The sequence below is a fragment of the Stenotrophomonas sp. CASM101 genome (genome assembly GCF_049384845.1).
GTDB classification, from domain to species: domain Bacteria; phylum Pseudomonadota; class Gammaproteobacteria; order Xanthomonadales; family Xanthomonadaceae; genus Stenotrophomonas; species Stenotrophomonas hibiscicola.
Map to the genome: position 1 here is coordinate 171212 of NZ_JBMRFR010000007.1, position 16135 is coordinate 187346.

13 protein-coding genes are annotated in these 16135 nt (G+C 66.7%); 8 read left to right on the forward strand and 5 right to left on the reverse strand.

Going from position 1 to position 16135, the window contains the following annotated elements; all coding sequences use genetic code 11:
- Positions 1-9: 9 nt before the first annotated feature.
- Positions 10-915: a phosphogluconate dehydrogenase (NAD(+)-dependent, decarboxylating) gene (gnd, locus tag VG543_RS12555; RefSeq protein WP_111098686.1), complete on the forward strand. Its 906-nt coding sequence runs from the start codon at positions 10-12 to the stop codon at positions 913-915.
- A 349-nt stretch (positions 916-1264) separates the two neighbouring features.
- Here the strand turns inward: gnd and VG543_RS12560 are convergent, their stop codons facing one another.
- Positions 1265-2308, reverse strand: a complete 1044-nt coding sequence (locus tag VG543_RS12560; protein WP_262213993.1) for an oxidoreductase — start codon at positions 2306-2308, stop codon at positions 1265-1267.
- A 169-nt stretch (positions 2309-2477) separates the two neighbouring features.
- Here VG543_RS12560 and VG543_RS12565 point away from each other — a divergent pair, with 169 nt between their 5' ends.
- From VG543_RS12565 to VG543_RS12580, 4 genes are all read left to right on the forward strand, one after another.
- Entirely contained in the window at positions 2478-2861 is a 384-nt protein-coding gene (locus tag VG543_RS12565) for a BON domain-containing protein (RefSeq protein ID WP_423178987.1), read from the forward strand.
- A 236-nt stretch (positions 2862-3097) separates the two neighbouring features.
- Positions 3098-4915 carry a sensor histidine kinase gene (locus tag VG543_RS12570; protein WP_251103458.1) on the forward strand — a complete coding sequence of 606 codons (1818 nt, stop codon included), beginning with the start codon at positions 3098-3100 and terminating at the stop codon, positions 4913-4915.
- The gene (locus VG543_RS12575; protein WP_005411057.1) at positions 4912-5352 is read left to right on the forward strand and encodes a response regulator; all 441 of its coding nucleotides are present in this window, start codon (positions 4912-4914) and stop codon (positions 5350-5352) included. The genes VG543_RS12570 and VG543_RS12575 overlap by 4 nt, the downstream gene beginning before the upstream one ends.
- A 4-nt stretch (positions 5353-5356) precedes the next feature.
- The gene (locus VG543_RS12580; protein WP_019660666.1) at positions 5357-6868 is read left to right on the forward strand and encodes an ATP-binding protein; all 1512 of its coding nucleotides are present in this window, start codon (positions 5357-5359) and stop codon (positions 6866-6868) included.
- A gap of 75 nt (positions 6869-6943) precedes the next feature.
- Here VG543_RS12580 and VG543_RS12585 read toward each other — a convergent pair whose 3' ends face one another.
- On the reverse strand, positions 6944-7687 hold the full coding sequence (locus VG543_RS12585; protein ID WP_019660665.1) for a proteasome-type protease: 744 nt from the start codon (positions 7685-7687) through the stop codon (positions 6944-6946).
- 91 nt (positions 7688-7778) lie between these two features.
- Between VG543_RS12585 and folK the strand changes: the two genes are divergently transcribed.
- Positions 7779-8264, forward strand: a complete 486-nt coding sequence (folK, locus tag VG543_RS12590; RefSeq protein ID WP_346470129.1) for a 2-amino-4-hydroxy-6-hydroxymethyldihydropteridine diphosphokinase — start codon at positions 7779-7781, stop codon at positions 8262-8264.
- A gap of 76 nt (positions 8265-8340) precedes the next feature.
- On the opposite strand, the gene VG543_RS12595 is transcribed toward folK, so the two are convergent.
- Complete coding sequence (locus tag VG543_RS12595) at positions 8341-9078, reverse strand: pteridine reductase (RefSeq protein ID WP_019660663.1); 738 nt, start codon at positions 9076-9078, stop codon at positions 8341-8343.
- A 58-nt stretch (positions 9079-9136) separates the two neighbouring features.
- Between VG543_RS12595 and VG543_RS12600 the strand changes: the two genes are divergently transcribed.
- Together VG543_RS12600 and VG543_RS12605 are read left to right on the forward strand one after the other, a co-directional pair.
- On the forward strand, positions 9137-10321 hold the full coding sequence (locus VG543_RS12600; RefSeq protein ID WP_058981625.1) for a class I SAM-dependent methyltransferase: 1185 nt from the start codon (positions 9137-9139) through the stop codon (positions 10319-10321).
- Entirely contained in the window at positions 10318-10710 is a 393-nt protein-coding gene (locus tag VG543_RS12605) for a VanZ family protein (RefSeq protein WP_312542095.1), read from the forward strand. Before VG543_RS12600 ends, VG543_RS12605 begins: the two co-directional genes overlap by 4 nt.
- A 125-nt stretch (positions 10711-10835) precedes the next feature.
- Here the strand turns inward: VG543_RS12605 and VG543_RS12610 are convergent, their stop codons facing one another.
- Positions 10836-13187 carry a family 20 glycosylhydrolase gene (locus VG543_RS12610; protein ID WP_423178986.1) on the reverse strand — a complete coding sequence of 784 codons (2352 nt, stop codon included), beginning with the start codon at positions 13185-13187 and terminating at the stop codon, positions 10836-10838.
- Positions 13188-13297: 110 nt separating this feature from the next.
- Positions 13298-15997: a TonB-dependent receptor gene (locus VG543_RS12615; RefSeq protein WP_423178985.1), complete on the reverse strand. Its 2700-nt coding sequence runs from the start codon at positions 15995-15997 to the stop codon at positions 13298-13300.
- Positions 15998-16135 lie beyond the last annotated feature (138 nt).

Genomic DNA, 16135 nt, shown 5'->3' on the forward strand with positions numbered 1-16135 from the left:
GGTGAAACAATGGATATTGCAATGATCGGCCTCGGCCGCATGGGCGCCAACATGGCCCAGCGCCTGCATCGCGGCGGCCACCGCGTGGTCGGCTACGACCCGGGCGAAGGCGCCCGCCAGCGCGCCGCCGAGGCCGGCCTGGAGGTGGTTGATTCGCTGGCCGCCGCGGTGGCCGCGCTGCCGGTGCCGCGCGTGGTGTGGCTGATGGTACCGGCCGGCGAAACCGTGGACCAGACGCTGGGCCAGCTGACCCCGCACCTGGCCGAGGGTGACATCGTCATCGACGGCGGCAACTCCAACTACCAGGACTCGATCCGCCGCGCCAAGGCGCTGGCCGAGGACGGCCTGGGCTACGTCGACTGCGGCACCAGCGGAGGCGTGTGGGGCCTGCAGGAAGGCTACAGCCTGATGGTCGGTGGCGAAGCGCCGGTGGTGGAGCAGATCGCGCCGCTGCTGCGTACGCTGGCACCGGCCGAGGACCGCGGCTGGGCGCGTGTCGGCCCATCCGGCGCTGGCCACTTCACCAAGATGGTGCACAACGGTATCGAGTACGGAATGATGCAGGCTTACGCCGAAGGCTTCGCGCTGATGGAGCGCAAGCAGGAGATGGAGCTGGACCTTGCCCAGGTGGCCGAAGTCTGGCGGCACGGCAGCGTGGTGCGTTCGTGGCTGCTGGACCTGAGTACCGAAGCACTCAAGCGCAATCCGTCGCTGGATGGCATCGCGCCGTATGTGGAGGATTCCGGTGAAGGCCGCTGGACCGTCGCCGAAGCCATCGCGCTGGACGTGCCGGCCCCGGTGATCACCTTGTCGCTGCTGGAACGCCTGCGTTCGCGCGAATCCAACTCGTTCACCGACCGCCTGCTGTCGGCGATGCGCAACGAGTTCGGTGGGCACGCCATCAAGAAGTCGTAAGCCTTGCTGGGGTCGGACCCCTTTCCGCAGGAAAGGGGTCCGACCCCATGAGGCCACACGAGCGCATTCCGATCATTTCCACGCCATCCACGCATGGCGTGGATCTACTGTGCGGACCAACGGTCGGCACCCACCAACAGCCGCGGGAAACTGTCGAAGGCGGGGTGGGTCCGGTTGCGGGGGTGTCTGCGGCATGGATGGCGCGGCCAAGCCTCCAGGGACGGATTTACGGCGTCCCCCGCAACCCGACCCACCCCGCCATCCCACGGATAGCCGGCTTTTGCTGTTGAGGTTGCCGGCCAGCGGCCGGCACTACCGCTTCTGCGGGTGCAGGGCGCAGCCCTGCCGATCACCCCAACGCGATTCGCCGCCCTTCGCGCGCACTGTCCATGCCGGCCTGCAGCAGCCGCATCAACTGCAATGCCTGCACCGGGCTGACCGTGGCTTCTCCGTCGCCGTGCATCGCCGCGGCGAACTGCGCATACAGCCGCCGGTAGTCGCCAGGCAGGTTGTCCACCGTCGTGCGCTGCACGTTGTCTTCGGCATCGCAGCGCACCAGCTCACCATGCCGCGGATCGATACCCCAGCCTGGCGCACCGGGTGCCACACTGCGGCGCAGCTGCGCCTCCTGCACGTCCAGGCCGTGCTTGATCCAGCTTGCCTTGCTGCCATGCACGCTGAAGTGCGGGGTCTGTGCCGCGACCAATGAACCGGAATGGAGGATCGCGCGATGCCGCGGGTAGTGCAGCACGGCGTGGAAGTAATCGATGCCGCTGCCGCCTTGGCGCAGCACGGCAAGATCCGCATCGATCGCCTCGGGCCAGCCGAACAGCACCAGCATCTGGTCCAGCAGATGCGGACCCAGGTCGTACCACAGGCCACTACCGGGCCCGTCCTGCTCGCGCCAGCGATCGCGCACCTGCGGCCGGTAACGGTCGAAATGCGCATGGCACTCGGCCACGTCGCCCAGTGCGCCTTCGGCCAGCAGCGCCTGCAGGGTGAGGAAATCCGCATCGAAGCGCCGGTTCTGGAACACGGTGGCGATGCGGCCGGCGCTGCGTGCCGCAGCCAGTACCGCTTCGGCTTCAGCGACATCCAGCGCAAACGGCTTGTCGACCAGCACGTGCTTGCCCGCGGCCAGCGCCGCGATTGCAAGCGGCGCGTGCTGCGCGTTCGGTGTGGCAATCACCACCGCGTCCACGGCCGGATCGTCGAACACGTCCTGCGGCATCGCACGGACGTGCACGTCGCTGAACGCGCGCAGCAATGTGTCGCGCTGCGAACTGACGATGCTGTGCAGCGCCAGCCCGGGTGTGTGCTGGATCAGCGGCGCATGGAAGACGCGGCCGGCGAGGCCGTAGCCGATCAGGGCCAGTTGCAGGTCGGGGCGCATGGCAGAGCTCCGGCTGTGGGAAGGGCAGGGTATACGACGGGTGGTGGCAGGCCAAACTGAACCGTTGCCCCAGGAAACAGTTCGATTCACGGCGGCATGACCGCAGCGCCACGCCTGCTCTACGGCGGCTTGTCCAGACTGGCAGCACATCCCGAAGGAGTACGACACGATGAGCAATACCTCCCGCACACTGATTGCTTCTGCCTTGACGCTGGGCCTGGCGCTGTCCTCCTCGGCTGCATTTTCCAAGGATCCCGCTGCCAAGAGCCCGCCGACCAGCAGCCATCCGGCCACGCATGCTGATCGCCATGACTCCAATGAGCCTGTGACCGATACCTGGATCACCACCAAGGTGAAGGCCGACCTGCTGGCCAGCAGCAACGTTCCGGGCACGGAGATCAAGGTGGAAACCGTGAACGGCGTTGTCAGCCTGAGCGGCGCGGTGGCTTCCCAGGCCGAGAAGGACAAGGCGGTTGCCACTGCCAAGGGCATCAAGGGCGTGACCCGCGTCGATGCCGCTGCACTGAAGGTCAGCACTGCTGCCAAGCGCTGACCTGGCGGAGTGGGCGCCCCGGTATGGGGCGCCCACTCCCGTGTGACGCCGAGCCGTGCTCGGCTGCCGTTGGGTTCCAGCCGACCGTGGGCTCGGCCGTACAGCGCCGAAGTACCAGCCGTTCAGCCAGCGGCGCTGGAAACTCCAGAGTTTTGACCCGCCTGCGCTATATTGCCGGTTCCGCCGCACTGGGGCCGGGTACGGCCCATGCTTTGCGGCCGTGTTGATGAGGAACTATGGCGCTGGTTTTCAGTGATGACATCTGGGACCGCTGGCGGATGCCCGCCCTGGCGCTGGCCGCCGCAGCGATCATCGTGGTGCCGTGGTTGACACTGCGCCACCTGCAGCAGGACAGCGAAGATGCGATGGCCTGGGTCAATCATACCCAGGCTGTCGGCGTGGCCTTGCAGCAGCTGCAGGCCGATGTACGCGATGTCGAATCGGCCGCGCTGACCCTGTCCAAGGGCGTGGACGCGCCTGGCCTGCGCGAGCGCATGGCCAAAGCCAATGAACTTCCCGGTCGCCTGGCTGAACTGGGCCGGATGACCCGCGACAATCCTGAGCAGCTGATCCGCATCGGCCGCATCGAGTCGATGCTGGAAGGGCGCATGGCGCTTGCCCGCGAACTGGCAAAGTCAGAGCCCAACAGTGACCAGCGCGAGCTGGTGCAGGACCTGAGCACGCGTTATCCGATCCGCGGGCTGGTGGAGGAACTGCAGGCCAGCGAGCAGAAGCTGCTGGCACAGCGCGCTGAGCAGGCCGCCCGCCAGCGCAAGCAGACCGAGTTGGTGTCGTGGAGTTCGCTGGTGGTCCAGCTGGCGTTGCTCGGCCTGGTGCTGTGGCTGCTGCAGCGGCAGATCGGCCGCCGCCTGCACGCCGAGCGGCAGTCATTGCGTTCGGCCGCGCGTGCAGCGTCGGTGCTGCAGACGGTGCGCGAGCCGATCGTGCTGCTCGACCGCGATCTGCGCGTGCAGCTGCACAATCCTGCTTTCGCCGAGCTGTATGGTCTGCAGGATGAGCGCGCCGAGGGCCTGTTGCTGGATAACGTCGGCAACGGTGCGTGGCAAGACCCGGTGATGCGCCAGCGACTGTCCGATGTGCTGCTGCGCGGCCGGGAACTCTGGGACTTCGAGCATGAACAGCGCACCGCCGATGGCTTGGTGCGCTACATGCTGCTCAACGCTCGGCGCATGCCGCTGCCGGACACCGATGACGAAGTGGTGTTGCTCACGGTCAGCGACGTCACCGTGCAGCGTGCGGTGCAGCTGCGTGTGGAGGAACTGAACCGCCAGCTGGAAGGCAAGGTTGCACAGGTGTCCGAGGTCAACAGGGAACTGGAAGCCTTCAGTTACTCGGTCTCGCACGATCTGCGGGCGCCGCTGCGCCACGTGGCTGGATTCTCCGACAAGCTGTCGCGCCATCTCGGCGATGCGGCCGATGACAAGAGCCGCCATTACCTGGAAGTGATCTCCAGTTCGGCGCGGCGCATGGCCGCGCTGATCGACGACCTGCTGGTCTATTCGCGGCTGGGCCGTGCGGCAATGCGGCACCAGGCGGTGGACATGCAGTCGCTGGTGGCCGATACCCGCGCCATGCTCGATTCCAATCTGCAGGCCGAGGCTGAGGCCAGCGGCCACGTGCACCAGGTGGAGTGGAACATCGCGCCGCTGCCGATCGTGGTGGGTGACGAGAACATGATCCGCCAGGTCTGGCTGAACCTGCTTGGCAACGCGGTGAAGTACTCGGGCAACCGCGAACCGGCGAAGATCCGCGTGGATTACCAGCCCCAGCCCGACGGCGGCCATCAGTTCACGGTCAGCGACAATGGTGCAGGCTTTGACATGGCCTATGCCGGAAAGCTGTTCGGTGTGTTCCAGCGCCTGCACAAGGCCAGCGACTACCCCGGAACCGGTATCGGCCTGGCCAGCGTCCGTCGCGTGCTCACCCGCCATGGCGGCCGTATCTGGGCCGAGGCCGAACCGGACGTCGGCGCCACCTTCCACTTCTACCTGCCCCCCGCGACCGACGCGGACAAACAAGGTCCCTCTGCATGACGACTCTGCGCACCATTCTTCTCGCCGAAGACAGCCCGGCCGATGCCGAAATGGCGATCGACGCCCTGGAAGAGGCGCGTCTGGCCAATCCCATCGTGCACGTCGAGGATGGCGTGGAAGTGATGGACTACCTGCTGCGCCGCGGCGCCTTCGCCAACCGCGAGGAAGGCCTGCCGGCGGTGCTGCTGCTGGACATCAAGATGCCGCGCATGGACGGCCTGGAAGTGCTGCGGCAGATCCGCGAGCACGAAGAACTCAAGCGCCTGCCGGTGGTGATCCTGTCGTCCTCGCGCGAGGAAAGTGATTTGGCCCGCAGCTGGGACATGGGGGTCAATGCCTACGTGGTCAAGCCGGTGGACGTGGACCAGTTCTTCGGTGCGGTGCAGACCCTGGGCAAGTTCTGGGCGTTGATCAACCAGGCACCGGAACTCGAGTGAGCCCATGCCCCTGACCGGTCCTGCCCTGGGGGCGCTGCGCATCCTGCTGGTGGAGGACTCACCGGAAGATGCCGAGCTGATGTCCGAACAGATGCTCGATGCGGGCCTGGACGCTCGTTTCGAGCGCGTCGAGAGCGAGGCGGAGCTGCGCCAGGCACTGGCCGCGTTCCAGCCGGACATCGTGCTGTCCGACCTGAGCATGCCGGGGTTTTCCGGTGATGATGCGCTGCGCATCGTGCGCGAGACGGCGCCGGAAGTCCCTTTCATCTTCGTCTCCGGCACCATGGGTGAGGAGAACGCGGTGGCGGCGCTGCAGAAAGGCGCCAACGATTACATCATCAAGCACCAGCCGGCGCGCCTGCCGTCGGCGGTGGCGCGTGCGATCCGCGATGCCCGCAGCGCCGTAGAGCGCGCACGGGTGGAGACCGAACTGATGCGCGCGCAGCGCCTGGAAAGCCTGTCGCTGCTCGCCGCCGGCCTCAGCCATGACCTGCGCAACATCCTGCAGCCGCTGCTGATCATGCCGGACCTGTTGAAGGCGCGTACCGACGATCCGCAGTTGCACCACCTGGCCGACGTCATCGCCGAGTGTGGCCGCCGCGGCCACGAGATGGCCGAATCGATGCTGTCGTTCGTGCGCGGTTCGCGCAAGCCGAGCGAGCGTATCGAGATCAAGGGCCTGTTCGATGCGGTGGCCCTGCTGTTGCGCAGCAACGTGCCCGATGCCGTGCGCCTGGAACTGCAGGTGCAGGACGAAGGCCTGGTAGTGGATGCGAACTACACCGAACTGCAGCAGGTCATGCTGAACCTGGCACTCAATGCGATCCAGGCGATGCCCAACGGCGGCCGACTGAGCCTGACCGCCAGCCATGCCGGCCAGCGCGATGGCGTGGACTGGATGCGTATCTGCGTTGCCGATGAAGGCATTGGCATGGATGCGGACACGCTGTCGCACCTGTTCAATCCATTCTTCACCACCAAGGCAGATGGCACTGGCCTGGGCCTGATCTCCTGCAAGCGCATTGTTGAGGGCGCTGGTGGCAGCATCCATGTCAGCAGCCAGCCGGGACAGGGCACCTGCTTCGAACTGCGCCTGCCGATGCACGAGATCATCGACGGCAGCGAGCCGATCGAACAGCTGGTGGCCTTGGGTAGCGGCCAGTCGATCCTGGTGGTCGATGGGGAAGCCACGCGCCTGTCGCTGCTCGGCAACGCGCTGTCCAGCCAGGGCTACCAGCTGCAGTTGGCCTCCGATGGCCCGGCGGCGCTGCGCTGGATGCAGCAGGAGGCAATGCCGGCGCTGGTGATTGCCGATGCCGGCTCCAAGCTGCTGCCGGCCAGCCAGCTGCTGGGCGAGATGGCTGCGCTCGGTTACCGCGGCCCGGCGCTGGTGCTGGAAGACCCTGCGGTGCCGGTCTCGGCCGACGCCTTCCCGGCCGGAGTGGAGGTGCATGTACTGCACAAGCCGCTGCAGATGCAGCAGGTATTCCGCGCCGTGGCAGAAGCGCTGGGCTGATGCCCCGGTAGCGCCGGCCGCTGGCCGGCATCCCTGTGTGCTGGTATCAACGCGGTCGCCGGCCAGCGGCCGGCACTACCGTTCGTCGGTTTCCCAGGGGAACCGCGGCAGGGCGTCCACCGCCTGTTCCAGGCGCCGTGACCAGTTCTGGTGGATATCGGCATACAGCGCTGAATCCGCGCCCAGCCGCAGTTGCCGACCGATACGCAGTTCACCGTCGCGCAGCAGCGCCAGGTCGATCGGCAGGCCCACCGACAGGTTGGACCGGATGGTGGAGTCCAGCGAGACGATGGCCGTGCGCGCGGCGTCCTCCAGCCGCGTGGTCGGGCTGAGGATGCGATCCAGGATCGGCTTGCCGTACTTGGATTCACCGATCTGCAGGTAGGGCGTCTCCGGCGAGGCGGCAATGGCGTTGCCGAGCGGGTAGATCATGTACAGCCCGGGCCGCTCGCCGGCGATCTGGCCGCCGAAGATCAGCGTGGCCTGGGTGTTGACCCCGTCATGGCCGTGTTCGCTGTGGCTGCTGTGCACCTGGCTGTCCACCAGCAGCTGACCCACATACGCGGCGGCTTCGAACAGGTGGGTCATGTCGCGCAGGTTGGGCACGCGCCGCTCTGCGGCGTCGCGGCCCAGGCGCGACACCAGCAGCTGGGTGGTGGCCAGGTTGCCAGCCGCCATCAGCACGTAGGCTGCCTGGCCGGGATATTCGAACACGTGCAGCTTGCGATGCACGCGCACATCGTCCAGCGAGGCATTGGTCCGGGTGTCGGCAGCGAAGACCAGGCCCTCGTCCACCTCGATTCCAACGCAATAGGTCATGTCGGTGCCCTATCATGTGCGTCCCGGATTGTAGGCAGGCCGCCGTGACGACGGCATGTCCACGCCCCCCAAGTGCCGTCACCTGAACCGCATGACCACCGTGCTCCTGAGCCTGGGCAGCAACGTCCAGCCCCGCCGCTACCTCCACGCCGCGGTGACGGCCCTGCGCGAGCGCTTCGGCGCGCTGCAGGTCTCGCCGGCCTACCGTACTGCCGCGGTCGGCTTCGACGGCCCGGCCTTCCTCAACAACGCCGTGGCGATCGACACCGACCTGCCGCTGCAGGAACTGGACGACTGGCTGCACGCGCTGGAAGACGCGCACGGCCGCGACCGCAGCGGGCCGCGCTTCTCCGACCGGACCCTGGACATCGACGTGGTGTTCTACGGCGACCTGGTGGTGGAAGGCCCCGGCCACCTGCGCATTCCGCGCCCGGAACTGAAGCATGCCTTCGTGCTGAAGCCGCTGGCGGACATCGCGCCGGGCTTCATCGACCCGGTCAGCGGGCAGGACCTGGCCACGCTGTGGCGGGCGCACGCGCAGTTTGGCGAGGCGTTCGAGGTGGTGGACCTGGAATGATGGGTTGTTGTTGCCGCTGCGCTCGCCGGGCATGGCCCGGCGCTACCGGTGGTGCCGGCCGCTGGCCGGCAAGATTTCAGCTGACGGTGCGCCCACCATCCACGCGCAGGGTGTGGCCGGTGACGAAGCTGGCTTCGGCCACCAGCCAGTAGACCGCTTCGGCGATCTCCTCGACCGTGCCGATCCGCGCCAGCGGCGTGCGCGCCAGCAGCGCCTCGCGGGCGAAATCGTCCTTGCCCTGTTCCGGCCAGAGGATCGCACCCGGCGCCACCGCGTTGACCCGCACCTTCGGCGCCAGCTCCAGTGCCAGTGCGCGGGTGGCCATCTCCAGCGCGGCCTTGGCCATGGTGTAGGCGATGTGGTCGCGCATCGGATCGGTGCCGTGCAGGTCGGTCAGGTTGACGATGCAGCCCTGCTGGCGGCGCAGGTAGGGCGCCGCCGCTTGTGACAGCAGCAGCGGCGCACGTGCATTGACTGCATACAGTGCGTCCATCGCCTCGGCGGTGACCTGGCCGAGCGGGGTGGGGAAGAAGTTGGAGGCGTTGTTGACCAGCGCGTCCAGGCGGCCGAAGTGGGTAACGGCCTGTTCCACCAGGTCGGGCAGGGCGTCGGCGTCACGCAGGTCGGCCTGCAGGGCCAGCACGCTGCCCGGCCGCACATTGTCGAAATCGAACGCGGCCTGCTGCAGTTCGGCGCTGGAGGTGTTGGCATGCAGTACCACCGACCAGCCACAGGCGTGGAACTGGCGGGCGATGGCCGCGCCGATCCGGCGCGCGCTGCCGGTGATCAGGACCACGGGGTGGGTATCGCTCATCGAGGGTCCTCCAAGGCTCAGCTATCCTGTGCACATTGTCACCGCATTCGAACACGCCATGCAGCCCACCTTCCCCCTGCCCGAAGCCGATGCCCTGGCCCACAGCGACCAGCTGGCGGCCGCCCTGCGCGCCGAGATCCTTGCCCAGGGCGGGGCCATGCCCTTCTCGCGCTTCATGGAGCTGTGCCTGTACACCCCGGGCTGGGGCTATTACAGCGCCGGCGCCAGCAAGTTCGGTGGCAGCGGTGACTTCACCACCGCGCCGGAGCTCGGCAGCCTGTTTGCCGGCAGCGTGGCCAATGCGCTTGCACCGGTGTTCGCCCAGCTCGGCGCGCAGGCGCGGATGCTGGAGCTGGGCGGCGGCACCGGCGCCTTCGCCGAGGCAGTGCTGCTGCGCCTGGCCGAGCTGGATGCGCTGCCGTCGCGCTACGCCATCCTCGAACCCAGTGCCGATCTGCGCGAGCGCCAGCAGCAGCGTCTGCAGCAGAACCTGCCGGCCGAGCTGGCCGCGCGCGTGGACTGGGTCGACCGCCCGTTCGACGAGGACTGGGAAGGCGTGGTGTTCGCCAACGAGGTGATCGACGCGCTGCCGACCCCGCGCTTCCTGATCCGCGATGGCGAGGTCTATGAGGAAACCGTCGAGCTGGATGCCGAAGGCAACTTCATCCGTGGTGCGCAGCCGGCCGATATCCTGCTCAACGGTGCGGTGCGCCATATCGAGCGCTACCTGGAAAAGCCTTTCGCCGAGGGCTACCGTTCCGAAGTGTTGCCGCAGCTGCCGTACTGGCTGCAGGCGGTGGCTGGTGGCATGCAGCGTGGTGCGATGCTGTTCGTCGACTACGGCTACAGTCGCAGCGAGTTCTACCAGCACGACCGCGACGAGGGCACCGTGCGTGCGTTCTACCGCCATCACGTGCACAACGACGTGCACCGCTGGCCGGGCCTGCAGGACATCACCGCGTCGGTGGATTTCACCGCGATGGCCGAGGCCGGCATGCACGGCGGTTTCGAGCTGGCCGGCTACTGCAGCCAGGCCAGCTTCCTGCTCGGTAATGGCCTGGACCAGGTGCTGCTGCTGGCCGAGGAACGCACCGACGAGGTCGGCCGCATCCAGTTGCGCGACCAGGTGAAGAAGCTGACCCTGCCGACCGAGATGGGCGAGCGCTTCCAGGCCATCGGCCTGCAGCGTGGCGTCGATTTCGAACCGGCCTTCGAACTGGGTGACCTGAGCTGGCGCCTGTGAGCGAGGTGTTGCCGGCGATCAAGCCGCTGCGGCGGCCGCGGTTGTGGGCCGGGCTGTGGGGTTTGGCCGTGCTGCTGGTGATTGTGGTCTGCCTGATCCCGCCACCGCCGATTCCGTTGCCGGAAAACAGCGACAAGGGCGAGCACTTCGTCGCCTACTTCATCCTGGCCGGCAGCGCCGTGCAGCTGTTCCGCCGCGGCAGGCCGCTGCTGTGGGTGGGCGTGGCCCTGGTGTTGATGGGCATCGGCATCGAGTTCGCCCAGGGCGCACTGACCAGCAACCGCATGGCCGACCCGATGGACGCCATCGCCAACACGGTGGGCGTGCTGGTCGGCATGGTCACGGCCCTGACCCCGCTGCGCGACCTGCTGCTGCGCTGGCGAGGGTGAGGTTCCTGTAGAGCCGAGCCCATGCTCGGCTGCCTTTCAACCGGAAAGCCGAGCATGGGCTCGGCTCTACAGTAGATCCACGCCATGCGTGGATCCGGCCGCAAAGCGCCAACCAAGGTTGGCACCTACCTGAGCGTGACCTCATCCAGCACCCACATCGCCGGGCGCGTGTCGCCGGTGAAGTTGATGCACAGGTCACCGGTGCCCTGCGTCCCCTTCGGCAGCGCCGCACGCAGCGTCACGAAGCCATCGGCATCGGGCGTGGCCGGCAGCGGTACTTCGGCCAGCACCTTGCCGCTGCAATCTCCGCGACGCACCTGCATCTCGCCATGCGCGCGCCTCGCTTTTTCGAAGCGACGCTTCGGCTCGTCGTGGGCCAGCTGGAAGTAATAGGGGATGCGCCCGGCACGGACTTCCACGCTGCCGACGCCGTCCAGCTGCGCCTGCGGCCAGCGCCAGCAGGGCTGGAAGATATCCACGTTGAACACCGCGCGGTTTCCTTCGCGCGGGCCATCGTCCTCCAGGCGCAGCACCAGCCCCTTCTTGCCCACGCAGCTGAGCAGCTCATCGCTGCGGCGGCTGAGCAGCGATTGTGCGCTGAACGCCGCGATCGTCGGCTTCGCCGCCAGCATCTGGCCCTGGTAGAACGCGGCGGCCTGCACGGTAGCGGGCAGCTGCGCGGTCAGCGGCTGCTGGTACAGCGGCGACTGCGCCGTCACCGGCTGGCCATCGGTGCTGTAGCGCACTTCATAGCCCAGCGGATTGGCCAGCGACACGGTCACCGTGTTGGCCGCGCGGTTGTTGGTGTAGTCCACGCCCACTTCGAACGGGGTCTGCGCGTAGGCCAGGCCCCAGGCGCGGTAGCGCTGCAGCTGCGCGGGCAGGCGCGCGAGGAAATCGCGGAAGTCGCGATGTTCCGGCGTGCTCCAGCCGGTCTCGGCCACTGCCGCCAGGCGCGGGAACAGGTTGTGCTGCAGGCGTGCGTAGGTGCGCGTGTGCTCGGTGAACATGTTGGCCTGCAGACCGAGAATGTGCTGGCGCTTGTCGGCCGCCAGCTCGGCCGGCACCGGCTCGTAGTTGTACAGCTTGCCGAGGTTGACCTGGGCCGGGCGGCCCGGCGGTTCGTTCGGCGAGGCCGTCTGCAGGTAATCCAGATAGAGGTAGCCCACCGGCGACATGACCACGTCATGACCAGCACTGGCCGCGGCCAGGCCACCTTCGGTGCCCTGCCACGACATCACCGTGGCCTGCGGTGGCAGGCCGCCTTCGAGGATTTCGTCCCACCCGATCAGGCGCCGGTCGTGCTTCTCCAGGAAGATCTCCAGGCGCTTGATGATGTGGCTCTGCATGGCCATTTCATCCTTGATGCCCAGTGCACGCATGCGCTGCTGCACCTGCTTCGAGGCTTCCCACTGGTCCTTGACTGCCTCGTCGCCTCCCACGTGCACGTACTTCGCAGGGAACAGTTCGATCACTTCTTCCAGCACGTTCTCGAGGAAGGTGACGGTGCTGTCTTCCACGTTGAACAGGTTCGGGAACACGCCCCATTCACTGATCGGCTTCAGCGGGGTGTCGATCGAACCCAGTTCCGGGTACGCGGCAATCGCGGCGGTGGCATGGCCGGGCACGTCGATTTCCGGAATCACCTGGATATGCAGCTTGGCGGCATAGGCGATCACTTCGCGGATCTGCTCCTGCGTGTAGAAGCCGCAGTACGGATGCTCCTGGCCATTGGCCGGATCGACGCCGCCATCACCCGCCGGCAGGCGGCAGCTTCCCACCTCGGTCAGCTTGGGGTAGCGCTTGATCTCCATGCGCCAGCCCTGGTCATCGGTCAGGTGCCAGTGGAAGGTATTGAGCTTGTGCGCGGCCATCGCATCGAGCACGCGCTTGATCTCGTCCAGGCTCTGGAAATGCCGTGCCGAGTCGAGCATGAAACCGCGCCAGCTGAAGCGCGGCGCGTCCTGGATCTGCACTGCGGGAAGCACGCCGTTGCTTCCGCCCGTGGCCAGCTGGGCAAGCGTGGTTGCGCCGTAGAACAGGCCGGTTTCGTTGCCGGCCTGGATCACCACGCCCTGCGCGGTGCTTTCCAGCGTGTAGCTCTCGCCGCTGTCACGGAAGGTGGGCACGATCTGGAAGCGGATGCCGCCCGGGGCGGCTGCCGTCTTGCCCTTGGCCGGCGTAAGGCGCGGACCGCCACTGCGCGCCAGCAGGTCGGTGAACTGGATGGCGACGCGCTGCGCGGCTTCGCCTTCGGCGTGCAGCGCGGTATCGGCGCGTACGGTGATGCCGCTGCCCTGGCCGCGCTGCACGGTGGCTGGCGCGGGAATCAGCATCAGGCTGCCGGTGCGTAGCTGCGGGCCGGGTGCTTCGGTGGCCGGCGTGGGATCGGCGGCCAGCGCCGGCAGTGCCGGCAGCAGGGCAATCAGGCTGCCCAGCAGCGCGCTGCGCATCCCGGCGCGGGAAGGCTTGACCATCGGAACGACTCCTTGGAACGGTGCGATGAACGCTATACATGAAAAACGCCGGGCCCGGAATGACCAGGCCCGGCGTGCGTGCACGACTCGGCGATGTTGCCGCCGCTGGATCAGTACTTGAAGCGGAAGTTGAGGTAGTACTGGCGACCGTTCTCATAGAACGCGCTCGGGATCGAGGCGCTCTGGTAGTACTTCAGGGTCGGGTTGTTGAGGTTCAGCGCATCGAAGCTCACGCTCATCCAGTCGGTAGCCTTGTAGCTGAGCGACAGCGACAGTGTGCCGAAATCATCCTGGTAGTACGGGCTCGCGCCCTTCAGACCGATCAGGAACGAGGACCGGTAGGTGTAGCTGACGCGCGCACCGAAGGTATCATTCTCGAAGTAGGCACCCACGTTGTAGGTGTTCTTCGAGGTACCCAGCAGGTTGTTGCTGCCGTCTTCCCAGGTGTGGGAGGTGCTGCCGTCGGCGTAGGTGTAGTTGGCGTTCAGGCCGAAGTTCTCACCCAGCGGCTGTTCGTAGGCGAACTCCATGCCGTAGACCTTGCCGTCGGCGTTGACCGGCACGGCGACCTGGTAGGCCTCCAGCTGGTTGCTCAGCTCGCTGTACAGCATCTGGGTCTGGGTGCCGAAGGCCACGTAGTCCTTCAGGTTCATCGAGTACGCGCCCAGCGACACCAGGCCGCGCGGCATGAAGTACCACTCCAGGTTGGCGTCGAAGTTGGTCGACAGCACCGGCTTCAGCTTCGGGTTGCCGCCACCGCCGACCTTGGTCAGGTCCGAACCCCAGGACGATGCGCCCAGTGCCGAGAAGTCCGGCAGGGTCTGGGTCTGCGACGCGGCGAAGCGGAACACCAGGTCATCGGCCAGATCGAACTTCAGGTTCGCGCTGGGCAGGATGCGGTCGTGCTTGTTTTCGAACGACAGCGCCTTCCATTTGCCGAACAGGCTGCTGACGTCGGCGTTGGCGATATCGCTGACCGCCTGGTAGGTGTCGATGTCCTGCTTGATGTTGACGTAGCGCAGGCCGACGTTGCCGCTCCAACGGTCGCCGCTGAAGTTGGCCTGGACATAGCCGGCGAAGTTCTTTTCGGCCACCTTCCACTCGGCGCCATAGTTGTGGCGACCGGTCGGGCCGTCATTGCCGGCCAGCCAGGTGGAGTTGTTGAGCACTGCGTCCTTCAGCGCACCGGGGGTGTAGTACCAGATGTTGCGCGGGAAATTGCCGCCGATGCCGCCGGCGAAGCCACCCGGGAAGCTGCCGGTGGGGGCGCCCTTCAGTGCGTCCCAGATCGCGCCCGGCGTTGCCCCTTCCGGCGACAGCGCCTCGCGCTTGTGGTCGGCATAGCGCACGCCGAAGTCGAGCGAGTTCAGCACGCCGCCATCGTTGAAGTACTGATTGAAGTCCGCCGTGAACCACTTTTCCTTGTCTTCGGCAGTGACTTCCTGGTTGCCCCAGGTGCCGAAGCTGGTCACGCCGTTCGGGCTGATGTCGCCGCCGACGTTCCAGTCCACCGGCGAACCGTTGCCGTGGGTGGTCCAGTTGGCGCCGCCGCCGTCAGCCACGGTCACTTCCGCGATGAACTGGCGCGGCGTGGTGCCGGTGCCCTTGGTGCTGCCGGCCTGGAACTTGGCGTTGAGGCTGTCGTTGATCTGCCAGTCGGCATCGAGGGTGATGTAGTTGCTCTTGGCGGTGGCCTCGCGGTAGATCATGTCGTACACCGCGTACGGCGTACCGGCGACGCCTGCGAAGTTGGCGTTGGTCAGCACGCCATCCTTGACCACATAGCCTGGCAGCGGGGCCTGGCCCGGGCGGGTGATCACGCCGGCGTCGTCCTTGTCGTCGCCCATGATCTTGCTACCCCACAACATGAAGTTGCGGTTGTAGTTGTTGGCTTCCAACTTGGAACTGAAGCCTTCCAGGCCCAGCGTCAGATTGTCGGCCGGCTTGAACTGCAGTGAGATCAGGCCACCCTTGCGCTCGCGGGTCTGCTCGAACAGGGTCGAGCCGAGCAGGGCGGGCGCATAGACACCGGCCAGGTCCGGGTTGGACTTGGCTACGGTGCCGTTCGGGTCGATCTTGAAGAAGCCCGACGGGATTTCCTGCGCTTCACGACGCAGTTCACGCTTCTGGCTGAACCCCTGCACCATCACGCCGAAGGTGCCGTCGTCGTTCTTGTAGTTGAACAGGCCCGACAGCTGCGGGTCGGTCGACTTGGCCTGGTCCGAGCGCACCGCGCCGATCGAGGCTTCAGCGGTGATCTGCTTGGAAAATTCCAGCGGCTTGCGGGTGAGGATGTTGACGGTGCCGGTGGTGCCGCCGTCCTGCAGCTTGGCCTGCGAGGACTTGTTCACCTCCACCGAGCGCACCAGTTCCGACGGCAGCAGGGTGTAGCTGACGCTGCGGCCGACATTGCTACCTTGGCTGAGCACGAACCAGTCGGCCGAGCCGACGCTGTGGCCGTTGATCAGGGTCTGGGTCAGGCTCGGGCTGGTGCCGCGCAGGCTGACACGGTCGGCTTCGTCGAAACCGCCTTCATCGGCGCTGGACGAGCTGATGTTCACGCCCGGCAGGCGCTGCAGGGTATCGGCCACGTTATGCGCGGGCAGCTTGCCCACGTCTTCGGCAGTGACCACTTCCACGCGCGCATTGGCTTCGCGCTTGGTGTCCAGCGACTTTTCCATCGAGCCACGGATGCCGGTAACGGTCACGGTGTCCAGATCGGTGGCGGTCGGGGCCGCCTGCTGCGCGTGCGCACTGAAGGCGATGCAGCTGACGATGGCGGCCGAAAGCAGGGTCTTGCGGGTGTTCATGATGTCTCTCCTCATCACTCGATTGGGTGCCGGCGGCGGTGTTCGGTTACGGTTGCGATGACATGCGCGGGGCGGCGGCGAAGTCCCGTGCGTTGGCGTGCCACGTACTGCGTGCTGCGATTGCGTTGAAGCCTGTTG